The 18,745-nt window shown below is 68.2% G+C and carries 27 protein-coding genes and 1 pseudogene; 15 read left to right on the top strand and 13 right to left on the bottom strand.

The genetic code is table 11. The features are described from left to right. Positions 1-251 precede the first annotated feature (251 nt). The 3 genes from OM960_RS21285 to OM960_RS21275 all read left to right on the top strand — a co-directional run bounded on the left by OM960_RS21285 (position 252) and on the right by OM960_RS21275 (position 2,239). Positions 252-761: a CarD family transcriptional regulator gene (locus OM960_RS21285; RefSeq protein ID WP_263339030.1), complete on the top strand. Its 510-nt coding sequence runs from the start codon at positions 252-254 to the stop codon at positions 759-761. 175 nt (positions 762-936) lie between these two features. Next, positions 937-1,515, top strand: a complete 579-nt coding sequence (locus tag OM960_RS21280; RefSeq protein WP_263339027.1) for a hypothetical protein — start codon at positions 937-939, stop codon at positions 1,513-1,515. A 169-nt stretch (positions 1,516-1,684) separates the two neighbouring features. Continuing rightward, the gene (locus OM960_RS21275) at positions 1,685-2,239 is read left to right on the top strand and encodes a hypothetical protein (protein ID WP_264773378.1); all 555 of its coding nucleotides are present in this window, start codon (positions 1,685-1,687) and stop codon (positions 2,237-2,239) included. A 127-nt stretch (positions 2,240-2,366) separates the two neighbouring features. Here OM960_RS21275 and OM960_RS21270 read toward each other — a convergent pair whose 3' ends face one another. From OM960_RS21270 to OM960_RS21260, 3 genes are all read right to left on the bottom strand, one after another. Continuing rightward, on the bottom strand, positions 2,367-3,056 hold the full coding sequence (locus OM960_RS21270; RefSeq protein ID WP_264773391.1) for an EI24 domain-containing protein: 690 nt from the start codon (positions 3,054-3,056) through the stop codon (positions 2,367-2,369). Beyond that, on the bottom strand, positions 3,056-3,634 hold the full coding sequence (locus OM960_RS21265) for a nitroreductase family protein (RefSeq protein WP_264773377.1): 579 nt from the start codon (positions 3,632-3,634) through the stop codon (positions 3,056-3,058). The genes OM960_RS21270 and OM960_RS21265 overlap by 1 nt, the downstream gene beginning before the upstream one ends. A 65-nt stretch (positions 3,635-3,699) precedes the next feature. Beyond that, on the bottom strand, positions 3,700-4,797 hold the full coding sequence (locus tag OM960_RS21260) for a class II histone deacetylase (protein ID WP_264773376.1): 1,098 nt from the start codon (positions 4,795-4,797) through the stop codon (positions 3,700-3,702). Positions 4,798-4,863: 66 nt separating this feature from the next. On the opposite strand from OM960_RS21260, the gene OM960_RS21255 reads away from it, so the two are divergent. Continuing rightward, on the top strand, positions 4,864-5,115 hold the full coding sequence (locus OM960_RS21255; RefSeq protein ID WP_263339019.1) for a DUF167 domain-containing protein: 252 nt from the start codon (positions 4,864-4,866) through the stop codon (positions 5,113-5,115). A 3-nt stretch (positions 5,116-5,118) separates the two neighbouring features. On the opposite strand, the gene OM960_RS21250 is transcribed toward OM960_RS21255, so the two are convergent. Genes OM960_RS21250 through nthA form a run of 3 tightly spaced genes read right to left on the bottom strand, consistent with a single transcriptional unit; the run spans position 5,119 to position 6,709 of the window. Next, positions 5,119-5,430, bottom strand: a complete 312-nt coding sequence (locus tag OM960_RS21250) for a nitrile hydratase accessory protein (protein WP_264773375.1) — start codon at positions 5,428-5,430, stop codon at positions 5,119-5,121. After that, a complete protein-coding gene (gene nthB / locus OM960_RS21245) occupies positions 5,427-6,098 on the bottom strand; it encodes a nitrile hydratase subunit beta (RefSeq protein ID WP_264773374.1) in 672 nt (223 codons plus the stop codon). Before nthB ends, OM960_RS21250 begins: the two co-directional genes overlap by 4 nt. Continuing rightward, positions 6,095-6,709, bottom strand: a complete 615-nt coding sequence (gene nthA / locus OM960_RS21240; RefSeq protein ID WP_263339014.1) for a nitrile hydratase subunit alpha — start codon at positions 6,707-6,709, stop codon at positions 6,095-6,097. Before nthA ends, nthB begins: the two co-directional genes overlap by 4 nt. A gap of 189 nt (positions 6,710-6,898) precedes the next feature. Between nthA and rpmB the strand changes: the two genes are divergently transcribed. The 3 genes from rpmB to OM960_RS21225 all read left to right on the top strand — a co-directional run bounded on the left by rpmB (position 6,899) and on the right by OM960_RS21225 (position 8,114). Continuing rightward, the gene (rpmB, locus tag OM960_RS21235; protein WP_263339012.1) at positions 6,899-7,186 is read left to right on the top strand and encodes a 50S ribosomal protein L28; all 288 of its coding nucleotides are present in this window, start codon (positions 6,899-6,901) and stop codon (positions 7,184-7,186) included. Positions 7,187-7,283: 97 nt separating this feature from the next. Beyond that, entirely contained in the window at positions 7,284-7,643 is a 360-nt protein-coding gene (locus OM960_RS21230; RefSeq protein WP_263339010.1) for a hypothetical protein, read from the top strand. Between the two features lie 36 nt (positions 7,644-7,679). Further along, entirely contained in the window at positions 7,680-8,114 is a 435-nt protein-coding gene (locus tag OM960_RS21225) for a copper chaperone PCu(A)C (RefSeq protein WP_264773373.1), read from the top strand. Here the strand turns inward: OM960_RS21225 and OM960_RS21220 are convergent. Next, positions 8,111-8,824 (bottom strand): NAD-dependent deacylase, encoded by a 714-nt coding sequence (locus tag OM960_RS21220; protein WP_264773372.1) that lies wholly within the window; start codon positions 8,822-8,824, stop codon positions 8,111-8,113. The genes OM960_RS21225 and OM960_RS21220 overlap by 4 nt on opposite strands. Positions 8,825-8,866: 42 nt before the next feature. On the opposite strand from OM960_RS21220, the gene OM960_RS21215 reads away from it, so the two are divergent. Together OM960_RS21215 and OM960_RS21210 are read left to right on the top strand one after the other, a co-directional pair. Continuing rightward, positions 8,867-9,325, top strand: a complete 459-nt coding sequence (locus OM960_RS21215) for a low molecular weight protein-tyrosine-phosphatase (RefSeq protein WP_264773371.1) — start codon at positions 8,867-8,869, stop codon at positions 9,323-9,325. A gap of 84 nt (positions 9,326-9,409) precedes the next feature. Next, positions 9,410-9,742, top strand: a complete 333-nt coding sequence (locus OM960_RS21210) for a GYD domain-containing protein (protein ID WP_263339002.1) — start codon at positions 9,410-9,412, stop codon at positions 9,740-9,742. A gap of 59 nt (positions 9,743-9,801) precedes the next feature. Here the strand turns inward: OM960_RS21210 and OM960_RS21205 are convergent, their stop codons facing one another. Next, positions 9,802-9,999 carry a heavy-metal-associated domain-containing protein gene (locus OM960_RS21205; RefSeq protein WP_263339000.1) on the bottom strand — a complete coding sequence of 66 codons (198 nt, stop codon included), beginning with the start codon at positions 9,997-9,999 and terminating at the stop codon, positions 9,802-9,804. Positions 10,000-10,057: 58 nt separating this feature from the next. Beyond that, positions 10,058-11,107 (bottom strand): Glu/Leu/Phe/Val family dehydrogenase, encoded by a 1,050-nt coding sequence (locus OM960_RS21200; RefSeq protein WP_263338998.1) that lies wholly within the window; start codon positions 11,105-11,107, stop codon positions 10,058-10,060. Between the two features lie 132 nt (positions 11,108-11,239). Between OM960_RS21200 and OM960_RS21195 the strand changes: the two genes are divergently transcribed. Both OM960_RS21195 and OM960_RS21190 read left to right on the top strand, forming a co-directional pair. After that, a complete protein-coding gene (locus OM960_RS21195) occupies positions 11,240-11,695 on the top strand; it encodes an Lrp/AsnC family transcriptional regulator (protein WP_263338996.1) in 456 nt (151 codons plus the stop codon). Between the two features lie 83 nt (positions 11,696-11,778). After that, positions 11,779-12,204 carry a nuclear transport factor 2 family protein gene (locus OM960_RS21190; protein ID WP_264773370.1) on the top strand — a complete coding sequence of 142 codons (426 nt, stop codon included), beginning with the start codon at positions 11,779-11,781 and terminating at the stop codon, positions 12,202-12,204. A 9-nt stretch (positions 12,205-12,213) separates the two neighbouring features. On the opposite strand, the gene OM960_RS21185 is transcribed toward OM960_RS21190, so the two are convergent. Then, on the bottom strand, positions 12,214-12,495 hold the full coding sequence (locus OM960_RS21185) for an acylphosphatase (protein WP_263338992.1): 282 nt from the start codon (positions 12,493-12,495) through the stop codon (positions 12,214-12,216). A gap of 91 nt (positions 12,496-12,586) precedes the next feature. Here OM960_RS21185 and OM960_RS21180 point away from each other — a divergent pair, with 91 nt between their 5' ends. Then, positions 12,587-13,594, top strand: a complete 1,008-nt coding sequence (locus tag OM960_RS21180; RefSeq protein ID WP_264773369.1) for a C-terminal binding protein — start codon at positions 12,587-12,589, stop codon at positions 13,592-13,594. 52 nt (positions 13,595-13,646) lie between these two features. On the opposite strand, the gene OM960_RS21175 is transcribed toward OM960_RS21180, so the two are convergent. Both OM960_RS21175 and OM960_RS21170 read right to left on the bottom strand, forming a co-directional pair. Then, on the bottom strand, positions 13,647-15,149 hold the full coding sequence (locus tag OM960_RS21175; RefSeq protein WP_263338988.1) for an alanine/glycine:cation symporter family protein: 1,503 nt from the start codon (positions 15,147-15,149) through the stop codon (positions 13,647-13,649). 60 nt (positions 15,150-15,209) lie between these two features. Beyond that, positions 15,210-15,644, bottom strand: coding sequence for a universal stress protein (locus OM960_RS21170; RefSeq protein WP_263338986.1), 435 nt, complete (start codon positions 15,642-15,644; stop codon positions 15,210-15,212). 309 nt (positions 15,645-15,953) lie between these two features. Here OM960_RS21170 and OM960_RS25590 point away from each other — a divergent pair, with 309 nt between their 5' ends. The 3 genes from OM960_RS25590 to lepA all read left to right on the top strand — a co-directional run bounded on the left by OM960_RS25590 (position 15,954) and on the right by lepA (position 18,582). Further along, positions 15,954-16,475, top strand: a complete 522-nt coding sequence (locus OM960_RS25590; RefSeq protein ID WP_354003570.1) for an NAD(P)-dependent oxidoreductase — start codon at positions 15,954-15,956, stop codon at positions 16,473-16,475. After that, positions 16,391-16,714, top strand: coding sequence for a potassium channel family protein (locus tag OM960_RS21165; protein ID WP_263338984.1), 324 nt, complete (start codon positions 16,391-16,393; stop codon positions 16,712-16,714). The genes OM960_RS25590 and OM960_RS21165 overlap by 85 nt, the downstream gene beginning before the upstream one ends. Before the next feature lie 68 nt (positions 16,715-16,782). Further along, entirely contained in the window at positions 16,783-18,582 is a 1,800-nt protein-coding gene (gene lepA, locus OM960_RS21160) for a translation elongation factor 4 (protein ID WP_264773368.1), read from the top strand. A gap of 52 nt (positions 18,583-18,634) precedes the next feature. Here lepA and OM960_RS21155 read toward each other — a convergent pair. Further along, positions 18,635-18,745: pseudogene (locus OM960_RS21155) on the bottom strand (IS5/IS1182 family transposase); the annotation flags it as partial.

Below are 18,745 nucleotides of genomic sequence, written 5' to 3'. Positions count from 1 at the left end.
CGCCCAGCGCAACCATGTTTTGACGACCCCATATGTCGTATTTGATTGACGCGCTGCGATGCGGCGCTTCCGGATATGCCATTTTTCTGATATATTTCCGTTACAACTGGATGAGGATTGCTCACCGTCGCCGTTGCGTCCCTCCGCAGCGGAAGGTGTTTTAGGCCAAGTATGATTGCTGTCCGGAGATCGCGTATCCCCGGCGGTATCGTTTGGTCTCGACGGTGGGGTCCGTGCGAGGATAGGCGTATATGACCAAGACCAAGAAGACCGACTTCCGCCCCAACGAATTCGTGGTCTACCCGGCGCATGGCGTTGGCAAGATCATGTCGATCGAAGAGCAGGAGATCGCCGGGCTGAAGCTCGAACTCTTCGTCATCTCCTTCGAGAAGGACAAGATGACCCTGCGCGTGCCCACGCACAAGGCGACCGAGATCGGCATGCGCCAGCTCTCCTCACCCGACCTGATCACCAAGGCGCTCGAGACGCTGAAGGGCAAGGCCAAGGTCAAGCGCGCGATGTGGTCGCGCCGGGCCCAGGAATACGAACAGAAGATCAACTCGGGCGACCTCATGGCGATCGCCGAGGTGGTCCGCGACCTCCACCGCACCGACGACCAGCGCGAGCAGTCCTACTCGGAGCGCCAGCTCTACGAGGCGGCACTCGAACGGCTGACCCGCGAAGTCGCCGCCGTCTCCGGCGTCGACGAGGCGGGCGCGCAGAAGAAGGTGGACGACGTCCTCCTGTCGCGCGCGGCCTGACCTTTCAGGGGATGCAATGATGAGACCGCGGGGGGCAACCCCCGCGGTTTTTCTTTGCGCGGGGGGCTGCGCCGGGGGTATACGTCGCGGCCGCGCCGAGACCAGCTCCGAGCCGTGAACAGACTCCTCCCGCCGTCCGTGATAGAGTGCGGAATGGTTGCTGGGAGGAGGTTCCATGACGAGAAATCCGTTTGGGCGTCGGTGGTTATGGCTCCTGGCAGGACTCCTCGTCGGCGTACTGGCCAGCTTGGCTCCCCTGCGTTCGGCCGCACAATCGGCCGCGTGCGATCCCCAAGGCATCGCGAACCATCACGCCGCCGTCGCCGTTTTCCGCAAGCTGCAACTGGAGATCGCGACCCTGATGCAGGCGCAGTCGGAGGCGATCCTGGAGGTCGCGCAGGGGGTCGTCATCAGCAGCTTGGATGACGGCGGCTTCTTCGGGCCGACCGGGTTTCTCGGCAAGCGCATGGACAAGGGCCAGAGCGCGATCAAGTCCATCCTGACGTCCGGTCGCCGCCTGCCGATGGACGAGGATGCGCAGGCGCGGCTTTCCGAGATCGAAACGAGCGCGGACGCAATCGTCTCGGTCGGCCATTCGATGGTGCCGCTGCTCGAAGCCGGAGAGATCCGGCAAGCGACCGGTCTTTATGCGGAGCAATCCGTACCGGCCCAGGTGGTCGCCGTCGGGGCGGCCTATACCGTTTCCTCCGGACTGGAGCGGCAGGTGAAACGGATGTCGCTGCACTGCCGCTGAGGCTCCCCGGCAGGCCACGGCCGCGCGATCAGGCGTCGTACACGTCCGGAGACCACCGGATGCCAGCCCGGAGCGGACCGCCGCTGGCGGCCACCCGGACACGGGCTCGGGTTGTCAGAAAGGTCGATGCCATGCCACGGTCAGTGCTTTAGTGACAGGAGTACAGGAAATGCGCTCATTTTGGATGGCTGTCCTAACCGGCCTTTGTCTCGCCCTCTCTGGTCTGTCAGCAAACGCGCAGGAAACCGCCAAGGAACTCGCCGCGAAGGCATCCGACGAACTGCGACTGCTGACCTCGTTACAAGTGCTTGAAAGGATGACGAGCCAGGTGAACCATTTCCTCGTCTACAGCATCGAGGCGGAGCGCGGCGGCTGGCGCGTGATGGAAAAGGAGATCGGAAACGACTACGCCATCCGCAGCAACGCGGACAGGGCCGCGGCGGAAGTCGCCACAGCCTATAACAGCGTGAAAAAGAGCAAATTCGCCACGGACGACGAGTTGAAGGGCGCCGAAGCCGCCTTCGAGAACGTGAACGTGCTCATCGCATTGGCGCCTCAGATTGCGGACTTGATTTTGGCGAAGGACTTCGATGCCGCGGCGGCTCTTTACAGGGAGACCGGGCAATCGGCTTACGACGGCGCCAATCGCGGCGCGCAAAGCGCGACGACGACGGTGCAGAAGCGCCTCGGGAAGACGCTCCTGAGCATTCGTGTCGCCAAGTAATCCCGCGTTGATCGACATCGTTCTCCTTAAAGGCACGGCGAGCGTGTGAAACCGTTCCGTCTGGGAGCGATGCCCGTCATGTCCGCACGGCGGTTGATGCGGCCACTGTGGACCTCGATGAACCCGCCTACCGCTCCCGCGACAGCCGGTGGAAGAGATGCGTGAAGGTCGCGGCCCCGAGAACCGGGATCACGAGGTTCACCACGGGCAGCGACAAGGGCGCGGCCATCAGCATCCCGGCGACCCAGATCTGACCGGAATGGCGCTTCCGCAGCGCCCGCGCGCCCTCGCGCCCGAGCCGCCGCATTGCCGCCATCTGGAAATATTCGCGCCCGAGCAGGTAGCCGTTCACCGTCCAGAACATCAGCGGCGCGAAGGGGCCGACGAAGGCGTAAAGGACCAGCGCCAGCACGTTCACCGCGACGAGCACGCCGAAGAAGTTGATGCTGTCGATGAGTGTGTCCATCCAGGCCACGTTCGGCGCCGGCGGCAAGCTGGGATAATGCCGGTCCTCCACCGCGTCGGCGACCGTGTCGAGGAAAAGCCCGGTGAAGGCCGAGGCGACCGGCACCATCAGGAACACCGAGAGCCCGATCATCAGGAGGAGCGAGCCCCAGCTCATCAGGGTCTCGACCCAGGTGACCTCGCCGACGAAGGGCAGCCAGATCGCGTCCGGCACGAGCCAGGCCACGACCTGCGCGAAGCCCGCGTAGACCGCGACCAGAAGCGCCAGCGACAGCGCCACGCCAAGGAGCACGACCTTGAGAAAGCGCCGGTCGCCGAGCTGCCCGAGCGCCTTCAGGAAATCGCCGAGGATCATTCCGACACCCACGTCGTGATCGCCGCGATGTCGGGCCGGGGCCGGTCCGGCGGGGTCGTGGTCTCGGTGCCGATGTGGATCAGCCCCGCGACCCATTCGCCCGCGCCGAGCCCGAGCCCCTCGCGGCAGAACTCCGCGTCATGGACGTGCCAGCCGGTGAGCCAGGACGCGCCCCAACCCGAGGCGAGGGCGGCGTTGAGCAGCGTCAGGCAGGCCGCGCCCGCCGACAGCACCTGCTCGATCTCGGGCACCTTGACCGTCGGGCGCGGCACATGGACGACCGCGACCGCGAGATCGGCTTCCGAGAGCTGCAGAACGCCCTTCTCGATCCGCTCCGGCTCAAGCCCCATCCCGGCGCCGCGCCGCCGCGCAAGCGCCGCGAGCCGGGCAAGTGCCGGCTTTTCCAGCACGAGGAACCGCCAGGGTTCGAGCTTGCCGTGATCGGGCACCCGCGCGGCGGCGGTCAGGATCGGCAGAAGCTCCTCGCGGGTAGGCGCCGGAGCGGTGAGGATCTTCGCGGGCCGCGAGCGGCGGGTGAGGAGAAACTCCATCGCGGCGGGATTGGGGATCGGCATGTCGTGCTCCGTTCGGGTCTCGCCCTGATGTCGGTCAGCGCCGCGCCGGGGTCAAGCCGCTTCGGTCAAAGGAAATAGGCCGCGAGCCGGGCGATATGGGCCGAGACATGGGCCTGCCACTCCGGCCCCGGCTGGCGCGCCGCGAGCGTCTCGCCAAGGGGATCGGGCGCGCGGATCGCGGAGCCGGTCAGCTCCTCCAGCACCGCATGGCCGCAGAAGGGCACATGCGCCTCCGAATAACCGCCCTCGTGGACGAGGACGAGCCGCCCGCCGCACAAGGCCTCCGCCGCCTCGCGAAGCTGCCGGGTCATCGCCCGGAAGGTTTCGGCCGTCGCCAGCATCCGGCCCAGTGGATCGACCGCCGAGGCGTCGAAGCCGCAGGCCACCACGATCGCCTCGGGGTGGAAACGGTGAAGTGCGGGCAGCACGATCCGCTCCATCGCCTCCAGATAGCTCGCATGGCCGGTACCCGGGGGCAGGGGAATGTTGATGTTGAAGCCGTGGCCCTTGCCCGCGCCGCGCGCCTCCGGCCCGCCGGTGTCGAGCGGGTAGTTCCGCTCCTGGTGCAGCGAGATCGTCAGCACCTCGGGATCGGTCCAGAACACCGCCTCGGTGCCGTTGCCGTGATGCACGTCCCAGTCCACCACCGCGATCCGACGCGCGAGCCCCGCTGCCTGCGCCGCGCGGATCGCGACGCCGATGTTGTTGAGAAGGCAGAAGCCGTTCGGCCAGTCGGGTAGGCAGTGGTGCCCCGGCGGGCGCGACAGCGCATAGGCGTTCTTCGCGCGCCCCTCGAGCACCGCCCGCAGCGCCCCGGCCGCGAGCCCCGCCGACAGCGCCGCGATCGCGTAGCCGCCCGGCCCGAAGGGCGCGCGCAGGCCAAGCTCGCCGCCTCCCGCCTCCGAGGCCGCCTCGAAGGCGTCGAGATAGCTGGCGGGGTGGACCCTCAAAAGAACCTCCCGGCTCGCCTCCGGCGCGGACTGAATCGCCATTTCCCGAGCAAGTCCCGTGACTTCCAGAAGGTTCTTCAACCTCCGCTTGGTCTCCGGACTCTCCGGCAGACCGGCTCCGGGCTGCACAAGCCCGCCCGTCTTCAGCGTGAAGGCATAGTTGCCGCCGCCATGCCAGAAGCAGCGCTCGTCTGTGAAGAAGGCGGTGGTCATCGGATCCTCCCGGGCTCTGGCGGCCAGCCTAGCGGCGGGGTAGGACTTGGGCCAGAGGAGAACGCCATGACCGATCTCAGCCATCTGGCCCGGCCCGGCGCCGAGATCGCGGTGCGGGTGACGCCGAAGGCCTCGCGCAACGCCGTCACGCTCGTCGATGGCGCGATCCGGGTGCAGGTCACCACCGTGCCCGAGGACGGCAAGGCCAATGCCGCGGTGGTGAAGCTGCTCGCGAGGGCGCTCGGTATCGCGAAGTCGCGGCTCACGCTGGTGCGCGGCGCCACCGCGCGCGACAAGCTCTTCCGGATCGAGGACTGACGCTCAGCCCTCCAGCCGCACCGGCTGGCCATGCGGCGTCGCGAGATAGGCCCGCTCCCAGTCGGCCCGGACCCGCTCGGCCTCGCCCCGCGCCGCCATGCCGGAGCGGTCGAGCAGCCCCTCCAAGGCCACGAGCCAGGCCGCCCAGTAATCCGCCCCGCCGTCAAGCTCCCGCACCGCGCCGCGCGCCTTCAACTCGGCGCCGAAGGCTGCGGTCCAGTCGGTCCAGCCGAAATGCCCGGCCTCGTTCAGCGCCACGGTCAGCGCGAAGAGCTGCGCCTGCCAGGGCTCGTCGAACTGCGCGGGCGTGGTCACGGCGCCTCCAGGTAGCTTTGCCAGAGGTCGAGCGTCACCTCGTCGCCGGGGCCCTCGGCCGCGCCCCAGAGATCGGCGGCGGCGAAGGCGACGGTGTAGAGCGTCTCGGGATTCTCGCCGAGCCCGTGGGCATTGGCATCCGGCAGCACATGCGGCCCGTGGACGAGCACCACCGTGCCGGTCTGGCCGGCGGCATAGGAGGGCAGGCGGGTATGCCCGCCCGCCACGAAGGCGTTCCGCGCCGGCAGTCGGGTCTTTACCCGGTCGCCGACGGCAAAGCGCGGGGCGGGGCCGGGCCGCGCATAGGGCACCCGGCGCGCGAGCGCGGCGCCGACCGCCTCGCCGCGCAAGGCGCGCGCGTGCAATGGCGCCGGATCGGCCCGGCCCGCGGCCAGTTCCGCCCGCGTCACAAGCCCCTTCGCGACGAGAAGGTCGGCAAGTGCGGCGAGCCATTTCTCGTAATAGGAGAAGCGCGCGTAATCCATCGGCGCGAGGCATTCGCGGGCATGGCGCGAGGTGTCGATGTTCCAGGCACCGAGCCCGCCCGCCGCGAGCGTCAGCGCGAGCGCCTTGCGATGCCACTCCGCGGCGAAGGGCGGCGCGTCCTGCGGCACGGGCACCACCGCGCCGTCGCCGTAGCGCCCGCCCATGTCATGGACCCGGCTCATGCCGGACGCTCCGGCAATCCGGTCCCGATCATCGAATCGCGGGTAACGAGCGCCGCCAGCGCCGCCTCGTCCAGCCCCTCGCTCCCCTCGGGCCGCATCGGCACCACGAGGTAGCGCACCTCGGCGGTCGAATCCCAGACCCGCACCCTCTGCCCCTCGGGCAGGGCGACACCGAACTCCGCGAGCACCTTGCGCGGCTCGCGCACCGCGCGGGCGCGGTAGGCGTCCGACTTGTACCAGGCCGGCGGAATGCCGAGAAGCGGCCACGGATAGCAGGAGCAGAGCGTGCAGACGACCATGTTGTGGGTCTCGGGCGTGTTCTCCACCGCGACGACATGCTCGCCCTGCCGGCCGGAAATGCCAAGCTCCGCGACAGCGGCGGTGGCGTCGGCCAGGAGCCGGTCGCGAAAGGCGGAATCGCTCCAGGCCCGCGCCACCACCCGCGCCCCGAGATGGGGGCCGACCTTCTCCTCATAGGTCTCCAGGATCGCGTCGAGCGCGGCCGGATCGACGAGCCCCTTCGCGGTGAGGATCGTCTCCAGCGCCTTCACCCTCAGCGCGGGGTCAGAGGGCAGCAGGGAATGTGGATGATCGGGGTCGTCATGGGGCATGCGCGAAGGATGGTCCTCCGGCCGGGCCTTGTCCAGCCTCGCGCGGGCGGGACGGGCGGGATGAATCGCTTGACCTCGCCCGGCTTTGGCCGTAAACGGCGCGAACGGAATTCGGGGGGCTGCCACGGCAGCGCCCATTGATGTTATCGGAACGCCGGGCGCAAGGCCCGAGAAACAAGGAACGAACCCATGTCGCGCGTTTGCGAACTGACCGGTAAGGGCCCGATGTCGGGCAACAACGTGAGCCACGCGAACAACAAGTCGCGCCGTCGTTTCCTGCCGAACCTTAACGATGTCACGCTGATCTCCGACGTGCTTGGCCAGTCGTACAAGCTGAAGATCTCGGCCGCGGCCCTGCGCTCGGTCGACCATCGCGGCGGGCTCGACGCCTTCCTCGCCAAGGCGAAGGACGAAGAGCTGTCGGCGAAGGCGCTGAAGATCAAGAAGGACGTCGCGAAGGCCCAGGCTGCCGCCTGAGCGGACCGTCTGACGTGACCCGAAACGGCCCCGCCCCGGCGGGGCCGCTTCGTTTTGTCCCTTTCCCTTCCCTGCGGAGCCGCCGTATCACGGGGCCATGACCCGGCCGACGTTCCGCTCCGCGCTGATCCTGACGCTCGCCCTCGCGCTCGCCGCGATGGGCGTCGCGGCCGCCGCCGCGCGCGGCCAGGTCCGGGCCGGGGGCGAGGCGCTCGTCCTCTGCTCCGGCGCGGGCCTTGTCCAGGTGCCGCGCGACGCGACCGGCGCGCCCTCCGGCCCCGCCCATCTCTGCCCCGACCTCGCGCTCGGCCTCCTCGCCGCAGTCACCGATCCCGCCCCTGCGGAAGCAGCGCGCCCCGTGACGCCGGTCAAGACAAGCCTGCCCGCGGCGAAGCGGGTGCCCGGCGCGGCCGCGCCTGCGCCCTTCGGCGCGCGGGGGCCTCCGGTTCCGGTGTGATCGCCCTTCGATGACACCGAAACCAGAGGAAATAACATGACATTCCTGAAATCCGCCCTGACCGCCGCCGCGGTCGCCTTCGCCCTTCCCGCCGCTGCCGCCGACACGATCGTGGTCAGCGACGCCTATGCCCGCTTCATGCCCGGTGCGATGGCCGGCGCCGCCTTCATGGTGATCGAGAACCAGGGCGACAGCGACGACCGCCTGATCGGCGTCGCCTCCGGCATCGCCGCCAAGACCGAGCTGCACACCCACACGATTGGCGCCGACGGCGCGATGCAGATGCACCCGATCGAGGGCGGCATCGCGCTCCCCGCCGGGGCGAGCCATGCGCTCGAACGCGGCGGCGACCATCTGATGTTCATGGGACTGGAAAGCCGCCCCGCCGAAGGCGAGACCGTGGCCGTCACGCTGACCTTCGAGAAGGCCGGCGAGGTCGCGGTCGAGATCCCGGTCGACAGCGCCCGCTAGGGCGCCTCGCCGGGGCAGAGTGCGGCCACCCAGTCGGGTACGATCCGGCTCGCCGGGCCGTGGCGGGCTTCGTCGAAGATGTCCGCGTTCTCGGCGGGTTCGAGGTTCAGCATCAGCGTCCGCGCGCCCGCCGCGCGGGCGGCACCGGCAAAGCCCGCTGCCGGATAGACCGTGCCCGAGGTGCCGATCGCGACAAAGAGATCGGCCGCCGCGAGTGCGGCGCCGATCGCCTCCAGATGGTGCGGCGTCTCGCCGAACCAGACCACGTCGGGGCGGGCCGCCTCCGCCCTGCAGGCGGGGCAGCGGTCCTCGGGCGCCATCTCCCGCGGCGCCGGCCAGCGGTGGCCGCAGGCGGCGCAGCGCGCGGTCAGATGGCTGCCGTGCATGTGGATCACCGGAGCGCTGCCGGCCTGCTCGTGCAGGTCGTCGACATTCTGGGTGACTAGCGTCACCTCGCCCTCCCAGTCGCGCTGCAGCCGCGCCAGCGCCAGATGCGCCGGGTTGGGCTTCGCCGCCCGCACCCGCTCGCGCCGCCAGTTGTAGAAATCGAGCACGAAACCTGGATCGCGCGCGAATCCCTCAGGCGTCGCGAGGTCGCGCCAGTCGTAGCGCGACCAGAGCCCGCCGACATCGCGGAACGTGCCGAGCCCGCTCTCGGCCGAGATCCCCGCGCCGGTCAGGATCACGATATGGGCACCGGGTTTTGACATCCTGTCGTCCTTCTGGCATCGCCCGGGGCCGGGAGGCCCACGATGCACCGTATACTCTTCGTCTGTCTCGGCAACATCTGCCGTTCGCCCGCCGCCGAGGCGGTCTTCGCCGCCCGCGCCGCCGCCGCCGGGCTTGCGGTGGCGGTCGACAGCGCCGGCACCGGCGGCTGGCATGTCGGCAATCCGCCGCATCCGCCGATGGTCGCCGCCGCCCTGCGGCGCGGCTACGACCTCTCTGGCCTGCGCGCCCGGCAGGCCGTGGTGGGCGACTTCACCGCCTTCGACCTCATCCTCGCGATGGACGGCGCCAACCACGCAGCACTCGAGGCGCTCCGTCCCCGCGGCCACGCCACCCCGCTCGCACTCTTTCTCGACGGCGTGGCGGGCTCCGCGCCGCGCGACATGCCCGATCCCTATTACACCGGCGATTTCGACACCGTGCTCGACCTCGTCGAAGCCGGCGCGGACGCGCTCATCGCCCGGCTACTCCACAGGGGGTGAGGCGACGATACCCTATTCCCCGGAAAACTGTCGCCGCGCATGATACAATCCCGCCCTCAACAATCACACAAGGGAGGACGGGACATGGGATTTTATCTGTTTCAGGGAAGCTACGCGCCAGCCGCGATCAAGGCGATGATCGAGAAGCCGCAGGATCGCAGGGCCGCTGCCGCGAAGATGATCGAGGCGATCGGCGGCAAGCTGCATCACATGTTCTTCTGCTTCGGCTCGGATGACATCGTCGCGCTGGTCGAGGCGCCCGACGACAAGGCGATGATCGCCGGCTCGATGCTGGTCGGGGGGTCCGGCTCGATGTCCGCAGGCCGCACCACCAAGCTCATCTCGATCGAGGACGCGATGGCCGCGATGAAGGCGGCCCAGGACGCGGCCCCCTCCTTCAAGTCGGCGCTCGACTGAAACGGGACCGGGCGAATGGCGCCCGGTCACCGCTCTCGGGACAGATTATGGTGCGACGCTCAGCCGACCAGCTTGGCTGGGTAACCCTCGGCCTTGAGCGCGGTCAGGATCGCCTCGGGCGCCGAGGTGGTCTTCACCTCGGCGGTTTTGGCGGCGACATTGACGACCACGTCGGCATTGCTGTCGAGGTCGATGATCGTGCGCTCGACCACGGCCTTGCAGTGTCCGCAGCTCATGTCCGGGATGAGGAACTTCATCGCTTTTACCCTTCGCTTTGCCGCATAGATCGGCCCGCGCGGCGCCGCCGTCAAGGGCTCAGGCGGCGACGCGGCGCATCCGCTCGGCGACGATGCGTTCGGCGACGGCGTTCGGGCCGACCCCCTCGGCCGCGGCGGCGCTCAGGATTGCCTCCATCGTGCCGTCGAGCGCGTCGAGCTTGGCCGCGACCCAGCTCTGCCGGTCGGCGATCTTCAGGATCTCGGCCGCGACATTGATGATGCCGCCGCCATTGGCGACGAAATCCGGGGCGTAAAGGATGCCGCGCGCCGCCAGCCGCGCGCCGTCCTCGGGCGTCGCGAGCTGGTTGTTGGCACCGCCCGCCACCGCGGAGACCCGCAGCTCGGGGATCGTCCCCTCGTTGAGGATGCCGCCGATCGCGCAGGGCGCGAAGATGTCGGCGCCCGCGCTGTAGATCTCGCTCTCGGCCACCGCCTCGGCCGACCATTCCGCGACCGCTCCGGCAACGCGCGCCGGGTCGATGTCGGTGACGATCAGCCGCGCCCCTTCGCCGTGGAGCAGCGCGCAGAGATGCCGCCCGACGTTGCCAAGCCCCTGTACCGACACCGTCAGCCCGTCGAGATCCGCGCGCCCGAACCGGTGCTGCGCCACCCGCCGGACCGCGTTGAAGACGCCGCGCGCGGTCACCGGCGAGGGATCGCCGGAGGCGAACGCCCCGCCCGCGAGCCCGGCGACGTAAGCGGTCGTCTCGGCCAGCACGGCCATGTCGGCGGTCGTCATCCCCATGTCCTCGGCGGTCCAGTATCGGCCCGAGAGCGTCTCGACCGCGCGGCCCATCGCGCGCAGCAGTTCCGGCGTCTTGTCGCGCGCCGGATCGCCAAGGATCACCGCCTTGCCGCCGCCGAGCGGCAGGTCCGCCGCCGCGTTCTTGAAGGTCATCCCGCGCGAGAGCCTGAGTACGTCGCCAAGCGCCTCGTCCTCGCTGCGGTAGACCCGCATCCTGAGCCCGCCCGCCGCCGGGCCGAGCGCGGTCGAATGCACGGCAATGAAGCCGACAAGCCCCGCCTCCCTGTCCTCGACGCGATAGACTTCCTCGTGCTCGGCGGTTTCGACCGGCGTGATCTGCATGGCAGGCTCCGTGAATGATGCGAAGTCCAGAATACCACCGCTCGTGCGGAGGTTTTCGCCAATATCCACCTTTGATGTTCTTTCATGTGGTGATATTAACTAAATGTAACGGTCAAGAAGGTAAAATTCCCCATGGACGCCATAGACCGCCGGATTCTCGCGGCTCTCCAGCGCGACGGTCGCCTCACCGTGACCGACCTCGCCGCCGAGATCGGCCTGTCGCAGACGCCCTGTGCCCGCCGTCTTGCCCGACTCGAATCCGAAGGCGTGATCGAGGGCTATTCGGCGCGGATCGACCAGCACCGGGTCGGCCTGCCGGTCTCGATCTTCATCTGGGTCGAGCTGGAAAAGCAGTCGAAGGACGCGATCGAGGCCTTCGAACGCGCGGTGAGGGGCTTCGACCGGGTGATGGAGTGCCACCTGATGACCGGATCGCGCGACATCCTGATGCGGGTGGTGGCGGCCGACCTCGCCGATTTCGACCGCTTCCTCGAAGAAAAGCTGATGCGGGTGCCGGGCATCCGCTCGACCCGCTCCTCCTTCGCGCTCCGCGCGATGGTCAAGCGCCAGGTCCTGCCGGTCGGGTGAGCGCCGGGCGGTGGCGGCCCGGATGTGCTATAGTCGCGGCTCGGGCCAGCGCGGCCTTGCGAAATCAAACATAGGGGGACGAAATGACCGCAATCCTCACGAAGCCGGCGGTTCTGACTGCCGTTATCCTGGCGCTCGCGGGTCCTGTATGGGCGGACGACGCGGCGATGACCGAAGAGGTCGTGCACCGTCATCTGGCGGCCTTCGGGGCGGGCGACATGGACGCCATGCTCGCGGACTTTACCGACACGTCGGTGATGATTGCCAACGGCACGGTCATGACCGGCCCCGAAGAGATGCGCCCCGCCTTCGAGGCCTTCTTCGCCGAGTTCGGCAAGCCCGACGTTGTCTTCGAGATGACCGGCGAGGTCTACAACGGGCGGATCGGCTACATCACCTGGCACGCCGACACGCCCGACAATACCTACGAGACCGCCACCGACACCTTCCTTGTCGAGGATGGCAAGATCGTCGCCCAGACCTTCACGGCCAAGATCACGCCGAAATGAGCGCGACCGTCAGCCGGTGATCCGGAACTCCCCGTCAGGTGCTGTGGCGGGGTCGGCGGCTTCGGTCCAGACATCGGTGACCTGGGCCGCGCCGGGGCCCTCGCTCATCGCCGCGACCATCTCCTCGACGGCCGCCTCGGGCCCCGCGACCAGCGCTTCCACCGAGCCGTCGCCGCGGTTGCGGACCCAGCCCCTGAGGCCGAGAAGCCCCGCCTCGGAGCGCGCCCAGGCGCGGTAGGCGACGCCCTGGACATGGCCGGTGACACGCACGCTGTAGGCAATCTCCTTCATCGCTTGCTCTTTCTCTGGCGGCCGGGCCGGTCGCCCCTCTAACATAGCACGAAACACTCCAAAGTGCGTGGCCGCCAGGGGGGCAGGAAACATGAAGATCGTCCGGACCGATTGCGAACTCGAAACGCCGCAGCTCGATGCCGAGCTGCGCCGGCGCGGCGAACTCGTGCTCCTGCCCGAGGGCGTGAGCGAGGCCGCACTCGCCGCCGAGGTCGCCTCGGCCGACCTCCTCGTGATGTGCTACACCCCGGTGACCGCCGCGGTGATCGCCGCCGCGACCCGGCTCAGGGGCATCGTCAAATACGGCGTCGGCATCGACGCGATCGACATCCCCGCGGCGATCGCTAAGGGCATCCCGGTCGTCAACATCCCCGAATATGCCGAGGAGACGGTGGCCGAGGGCGCCTTCACCCTGATGATCGCGCTCGCGAAGAAACTGGTGCCGCTTGACCGCCAGATGCAGGCCGAGGGCTGGGCCTGGCCCACGGCGCGCTGGATGGGCAGCGACATCGCCGGCAAGACCGTGGGCATCGTCGGGCTGGGCCGCATCGGCAAGAGCTTCGCGCGGATGGCGGGGCAGGGGTTCCGCGCCCGCGTGATCTCCTTTACGCCAGGCATGAGCGCCGAGGAGATGGCCGCGCACGGGGTCGAGAAGGTGGAGGACCTGCACGAGATGCTGGCGCAATCCGATTTCGTCTCGCTCCACTGCACCCTGAACGAAACGACCCGCCACATCATCGGCGCGGCCGAACTCGCCGCGATGAAACCCGCGGCCTTTCTCATCAACTCCTCCCGCGGCGCGCTCGTCGACGAGGCGGCGCTGGTCGCCGCGCTGACCGAGGGCCGGATCGCCGGCGCCGGCCTCGACGTCTTCTCTTCCGAACCACTGAGCCTTTCCGGCCACCTCATGAGCCCGCTCTTCAGGCTCCCGAACGTCCTGCTGCTGCCGCACCTGACCTTCTACACGGCCGAAGCGATGGAGCGGCTCGAACGCGAGACGCTGGAGCGCTGCGACGAGGCCCTCTCCGGCCGCCCGCTCCTGGTGAAATCCCGCGACCCTCGGCTCAGGGCGCAGGAACAGGGCGTGCGCTTCGGGTGAGGCCGAGGGCCAGTGATCCGCCCGCCGCGCGACCGGCGGGCGGCATCCTTGCTCAGGCGTATTTCCGGATCTCGCCGCGCGCGAGCCGTGCCCGGTAGTCGTCCATCTCGCGCCGGACGATCGGGGCGAGGAAGTAGAGCCCGAGGATGTTCGGAACGCAGATCAGGAACACGAGCGCGTCCGAGATGTCGAGGATCGGGCCGAGCTGGACGACGCAGCCGAGGGCCACGAAGGCGCAGAAGATCAGCTTGTAGACCGTCTGCCCGGCATCGCCCTCGCCGAAGAGGTAGGTCCAGCCCTTCAGGCCGTAATAGGACCACGAGATCATCGTCGAGAAGGCGAACAGGAGCGCCGCGAAGGCCAGAGGCAGCGGGAACCAGCTCAGCTGCCGCTCGAACGCCGCCGAGGTCATGGCGACCCCGGTCGCCTCGCCGGCGAAGCCCGGATCGGCGACTTGGCTCGTGCCGATCACCATCGCGGTGATGGTGCAGATCACGATCGTGTCGATGAAGGGCTCGAGAAGCGAGACATAACCTTCCGTCACCGGCTCGTCGGTCTTGACCGCCGAATGGGCGATCGAGGCCGAGCCGATGCCGGCCTCGTTCGAGAAGACCGCGCGCTGGAAGCCGATGATCAGCGCGCCCAAGGCGCCGCCCGCGACCCCCTCGCCGGTGAAGGCGCCGGTGAAGACATTGGCAATGGCCTCCGGGATCGCGGTGAAGTTCATCAGGATCACGATGATCGCGAAGACGCAGTAGAAGACCGCCATGAAGGGCACGATCTTCTCGGTCACGCGCGCGATCGACTTGATGCCGCCGATGATCACGGCGAAGACCACCGCGGCGAGGATCAGCCCGATCAGCCAGCCATAGCCGTCAAGCCGGCCGCCCGCGACGGTGTTGAGCTGCACATAGGCCTGGTTCGACTGGAACATGTTGCCGATGCCGAGCGCGCCGACGAAGATGCCGATGGCGTAGAAGGTACCGATGACCTTGCCGAAGCCTTCCATGCCGCGTTCGGCGAAGCCCTTCGACAGGTAGTACATCGGCCCGCCCGAGACCGAGCCGTCGGGGTTCTCGTTGCGGTACTTCACGCCGAGCGTGCATTCGACGAACTTCGTCGACATGCCGAGGAAGCCCGCGAGAATGAGCCAGAACGTCGCCCCCGGCCCGCCGACGGTCACGGCGACCGCGACGCCGCCGATGTTGCCGATGCCCACGGTGCCCGAAACGGCGGTGGCCAGCGCCTGGAAGTGGCTGACCTCGCCCGCGCTATCCGGGTCGGCATAGTCGCCGCGAACCAGCTCGATCGCGTGCTTGAAACCGCGCAGGTTCACGAAGCCCATGTAGAAGGTGAAGAACACCGCCCCCGCGACGAGCCAGAGGACGACGAGCGGCAGGCCGGCGCCGAAGAGGGTGACCTTGAAGAAGACGATCTGCCCGATCAGGGTCGCGAGCGGGGCGGTGAGGTTGTTGATGGTCTCGTCGATGCCCGCGGCGAGCGCGGGCGACGGCAGGACGGCGAGAGGCAGCAGGGCTGCGATCAGACGCGACATGGTTCCTCCGTTTCCTTGGTTTCGCTTTCGGGCCGGACCCCGAGGGCCGCAGTCGGGCCCCTAGGGCACGACCATGACCGGCACCGTCGCGAGCTGGACCAGGTTGCCCGCGACGCTGCCGAAGAGCATCGCCTTGAGCCCGCTCTGGCCCTGCTTGCCGATGACGATCTGCGCCGCGCCGTGTTCCTCCGCGATCTCGGCGAGGGTCTTTGCCGGATGGCCGTGCTGGACGATCCCCTCGCAGTCGATCCCGGCCGCCCTGAGCCTGGCCAGCGCCGGATCGACGATGGTGGCGCGGGCCCGCTCGATCTCGGATTCCCGCCTGGTGTGCCGCAGGGCGTTTTCTTCCGGCGTGTTGAACGAGTAGGGCGACCATTCGATGACATAGGCGACGAGCACCCGCGCACCGGATTTCCCCGCCCGCTCCATCGCGTGGTCGAGTGCCCGGGCCGAGCCGGGGCTGCCGTCTGTCGCTAGCAAAACCGTATTGCTCATCGGTCCTCCCTTGGTTGCGGTCAAGTGAGTTGGGGCGGCTGATCGCTGCCGCCCGGATCATGAGATTTGGTATCCGGCAACCGTAGCGGGTGGGGATTCCCGATGTTAGGGCCAGACTGCGAGGCATCCTGAGTCCAGAATGGGGCGCCGTTTGGGGTGCGGCGGCTCCTTTTCCGGCCGGCGGTTCGCGGTCCTGCGCGGGCGGCGGGGCAGGGGGTCCGCGCCCCGCGTGGCCGCCCTCGATCCGGGCCGGAGCGCGGAGATGATGGCCGCGCGCGGGGGGCGAAAAGGTCGATGACCTGAGCGCCTATCCTGCTGCGGGCGGATGTCGTCCCGCTTCGCTGCACGCTCAAGGATACGACGCGGCACATCATCGGCAGGGCGGAGCTCGCCGCGATGAAACCCGCTTCCGCCCTCATCAACTCCTCCCGGGTGCGGACGCTGGACCGCTGCGACGAGGCACTCTCCGGCTGGCCGGGCCTCGCGATATCCCGCGCCCCGCGGCTCAGGACGCAGGGAACCCGCGCGCGCTTCGCCTGGATCCCGTTCGGGCCGGGGCGATCCGCACCGCGGCCCTGCGCCTCCCCTCCCCCTGGTGGGGAGGGGATGGGAGTGGGGGGCAAGCCGGTAGCGGCAGGGTCACATCCGCCCCGATCCTCCCCGAGACCGCCCCGCCCGCCGGGGCTTGCGGGGCTCGGCGCCATACGCCAGTCTCTGGCCGCAAGTGACGCAGACCAGGGGGGCGCATGGTTCCGTTCTTTCTCACGCTGGCGAGGCTCTTCCGCGCGATCCGGCGATCGTGGGGCGATCCGGCCTTCCGAACGACGGTGACCCTCGTGTTCGCGACGGTCCTCAGCGGCACCGTTTTCTACCACAATGTCGAGGGCTGGAGCTGGCTCGACGCGCTTTACTTCTGCGTGGCGACGATGTCGACGGTCGGCTACGGCGACTTCGCCCCCCAGACCGATGCGGGCAAGATCTTCACCATCGCCTTCATGCTGCTCGGCATCGGCCTCTTCGTGGCACTCGTCGGCCAGATCGCCAACGCGCTCATCCGCCGCAAGGAGTGACGCAGCCGCAGCGCGGACCCTTCTCCCCCATTGACCGCCCGCCATTTCCCGCGCATATCCGCGCCATCATGACCGAGCTCGCCCAGATCCGCAATTTCTCCATCGTGGCCCATATCGACCACGGCAAATCCACCCTTGCCGACCGGCTGATCCAGCTGACCGGGACCGTCGCCGAACGCGACATGAAGTCCCAGCTGCTGGACTCGATGGATATCGAGCGAGAACGCGGCATCACCATCAAGGCCAACACCGTCCGCATCGAGTACCCGGCGAAGGACGGCAAGACCTACATCCTCAACCTGATCGACACGCCGGGCCATGTCGACTTCGCCTACGAGGTCTCGCGCTCGATGCGCGCCGTCGAGGGCTCGCTCCTCGTCGTCGACGCGACGCAAGGTGTCGAGGCCCAGACGCTGGCCAACGCCTACCAGGCGATCGACGCCGACCACGAGCTCGTCCCGGTCCTCAACAAGATCGACCTGCCCGCCTCCGAGCCCGAGAAGGTCAAGGCCGAGATCGAGGACGTGATCGGCATCGACGCCTCGCAGGCCGTGCCGATCTCCGCCAAGACCGGCATCGGCATCCCCGACGTGCTCGAGGCCATCGTCGCCCGCCTGCCCTCGCCGAAGGGCGACCGCAGCGCCCCCTTGAAGGCGATGCTCGTCGATTCATGGTACGACCCCTATCTCGGCGTCGTCGTCATGATCCGCGTGATGGACGGCGTGATCAAGAAGGGCGACCGCATCAAGATGATGCAGACCGGCGCGCTCTACGGCGTCGACAAGCTCGCCGTCCTGAAACCGCAGATGGTCGACATCGCCGAACTGGGCCCGGGCGAGATCGGCGTCTTCACCGCCTCGATCAAGCAGGTCCGCGACACCCGCGTCGGCGACACCATCACCCATGAGAAGAAGCCCTGCGACAAGGCGCTGCCGGGCTTCAAGCCCGCCCAGCCGGTGGTCTTCTGCGGCCTCTTCCCGGTCGACGCCGCCGATTTCGAGGCGCTCCGCGACGCCATCGAGAAGCTCGCCCTCAACGACGCCAGCTTCTCCTACGAGATGGAGACCAGCGCGGCCCTCGGCTTCGGCTTCCGCATGGGCTTTCTCGGCCTTCTCCACCTCGAGGTCGTCCGCGACCGGCTCGAGCGTGAATACGATCTCGACCTCATCACCACCGCGCCCTCGGTGGTCTTCAAGCTCCACATGCGCGACGGCGAGGTGCGCGAGCTGCACAACCCCGCCGACATGCCCGACCTCACTTACGTCGACCATATCGAGGAGCCGCGGATCAAGGCGACGATCATGGTCCCCGACGACTACCTCGGCGACGTGCTGAAGCTCTGCCAGGACCGCCGCGGCATCCAGATGGACCTGACCTATGCCGGCTCCCGCGCGATGGTGGTCTACGACCTGCCGCTGGCCGAGGTCGTCTTCGACTTCTACGACCGGCTGAAATCGGTGACCAAGGGCTATGCGAGCTTCGACTACCAGATGCTCGAATACCGCGAGGACAACCTCGTGAAGATGTCGATCCTCGTCAACGACGAGCCGGTGGACGCGCTCTCGATCATGGTCCACCGCGACCGCGCCGAGAGCCGCGGCCGGGTGATGTGCGAGAAGCTGAAGGAGCTGATCCCGCGCCACATGTTCAAGATCCCGGTCCAGGCCGCCATTGGTGGGAGGGTCATCGCGCGCGAGACCATTGCGGCCATGCGCAAGGACGTGACCGCGAAATGCTACGGCGGCGACGTCACCCGGAAGAAGAAGCTTCTGGAGAAGCAGAAGGCCGGCAAGAAGAAGATGCGCCAGTTCGGCAAGGTCGAGATCCCGCAGTCGGCGTTTATTTCCGCGTTGAAGATGGATGGGTAATATGGATGTTTACAAAGTTGATTGGACTAAGCGCGGCGAAGAACTCTTTAGGTCATGTTGACAATTGGCGGAGCCAGAGGCGGATCGAGGTTATGTCGATGAAACCCAGGAAGCTTTCGGCAGTCTTGTCGTAGCGGGTGGCGACACGGCGGGCGTTCTTGAG

It is taken from the genome of Defluviimonas salinarum, from assembly GCF_026013545.1.
In the GTDB taxonomy this organism is placed as follows: domain Bacteria; phylum Pseudomonadota; class Alphaproteobacteria; order Rhodobacterales; family Rhodobacteraceae; genus Albidovulum; species Albidovulum salinarum.
Note: the sequence above shows the minus strand (reverse complement) of the source record. Positions and strands in the feature narration are given on the sequence as shown.

Excerpts from the sequence above, each read along its gene's own strand:
- OM960_RS21285 (WP_263339030.1), top strand. The coding sequence starts at position 252 with ATGACCAAGACCAAGAAGACCGACTTCCGCCCCAACGAATTCGTGGTC.
- OM960_RS21200 (WP_263338998.1), bottom strand. The coding sequence starts at position 11,107 with ATGCAGATCACGCCGGTCGAAACCGCCGAGCACGAGGAAGTCTATCGC.
- OM960_RS21165 (WP_263338984.1), top strand. The coding sequence starts at position 16,391 with ATGGTTCCGTTCTTTCTCACGCTGGCGAGGCTCTTCCGCGCGATCCGG.
- OM960_RS21185 (WP_263338992.1), bottom strand. The coding sequence starts at position 12,495 with ATGAAGGAGATTGCCTACAGCGTGCGTGTCACCGGCCATGTCCAGGGC.
- OM960_RS21210 (WP_263339002.1), top strand. The coding sequence starts at position 9,410 with ATGGGATTTTATCTGTTTCAGGGAAGCTACGCGCCAGCCGCGATCAAG.
- OM960_RS21190 (WP_264773370.1), top strand. The coding sequence starts at position 11,779 with ATGACCGCAATCCTCACGAAGCCGGCGGTTCTGACTGCCGTTATCCTG.
- OM960_RS21180 (WP_264773369.1), top strand. The coding sequence starts at position 12,587 with ATGAAGATCGTCCGGACCGATTGCGAACTCGAAACGCCGCAGCTCGAT.
- lepA (WP_264773368.1), top strand. The coding sequence starts at position 16,783 with ATGACCGAGCTCGCCCAGATCCGCAATTTCTCCATCGTGGCCCATATC.
- OM960_RS21230 (WP_263339010.1), top strand. The coding sequence starts at position 7,284 with ATGACCCGGCCGACGTTCCGCTCCGCGCTGATCCTGACGCTCGCCCTC.
- nthB (WP_264773374.1), bottom strand. The coding sequence starts at position 6,098 with ATGAGCCGGGTCCATGACATGGGCGGGCGCTACGGCGACGGCGCGGTG.
- OM960_RS21260 (WP_264773376.1), bottom strand. The coding sequence starts at position 4,797 with ATGACCACCGCCTTCTTCACAGACGAGCGCTGCTTCTGGCATGGCGGC.
- OM960_RS21170 (WP_263338986.1), bottom strand. The coding sequence starts at position 15,644 with ATGAGCAATACGGTTTTGCTAGCGACAGACGGCAGCCCCGGCTCGGCC.
- OM960_RS21255 (WP_263339019.1), top strand. The coding sequence starts at position 4,864 with ATGACCGATCTCAGCCATCTGGCCCGGCCCGGCGCCGAGATCGCGGTG.
- OM960_RS21265 (WP_264773377.1), bottom strand. The coding sequence starts at position 3,634 with ATGCCGATCCCCAATCCCGCCGCGATGGAGTTTCTCCTCACCCGCCGC.
- OM960_RS21175 (WP_263338988.1), bottom strand. The coding sequence starts at position 15,149 with ATGTCGCGTCTGATCGCAGCCCTGCTGCCTCTCGCCGTCCTGCCGTCG.
- OM960_RS21205 (WP_263339000.1), bottom strand. The coding sequence starts at position 9,999 with ATGAAGTTCCTCATCCCGGACATGAGCTGCGGACACTGCAAGGCCGTG.
- OM960_RS21220 (WP_264773372.1), bottom strand. The coding sequence starts at position 8,824 with ATGTCAAAACCCGGTGCCCATATCGTGATCCTGACCGGCGCGGGGATC.
- OM960_RS21225 (WP_264773373.1), top strand. The coding sequence starts at position 7,680 with ATGACATTCCTGAAATCCGCCCTGACCGCCGCCGCGGTCGCCTTCGCC.
- OM960_RS21195 (WP_263338996.1), top strand. The coding sequence starts at position 11,240 with ATGGACGCCATAGACCGCCGGATTCTCGCGGCTCTCCAGCGCGACGGT.
- OM960_RS21275 (WP_264773378.1), top strand. The coding sequence starts at position 1,685 with ATGCGCTCATTTTGGATGGCTGTCCTAACCGGCCTTTGTCTCGCCCTC.
- OM960_RS21215 (WP_264773371.1), top strand. The coding sequence starts at position 8,867 with ATGCACCGTATACTCTTCGTCTGTCTCGGCAACATCTGCCGTTCGCCC.
- OM960_RS21280 (WP_263339027.1), top strand. The coding sequence starts at position 937 with ATGACGAGAAATCCGTTTGGGCGTCGGTGGTTATGGCTCCTGGCAGGA.
- rpmB (WP_263339012.1), top strand. The coding sequence starts at position 6,899 with ATGTCGCGCGTTTGCGAACTGACCGGTAAGGGCCCGATGTCGGGCAAC.
- nthA (WP_263339014.1), bottom strand. The coding sequence starts at position 6,709 with ATGCCCCATGACGACCCCGATCATCCACATTCCCTGCTGCCCTCTGAC.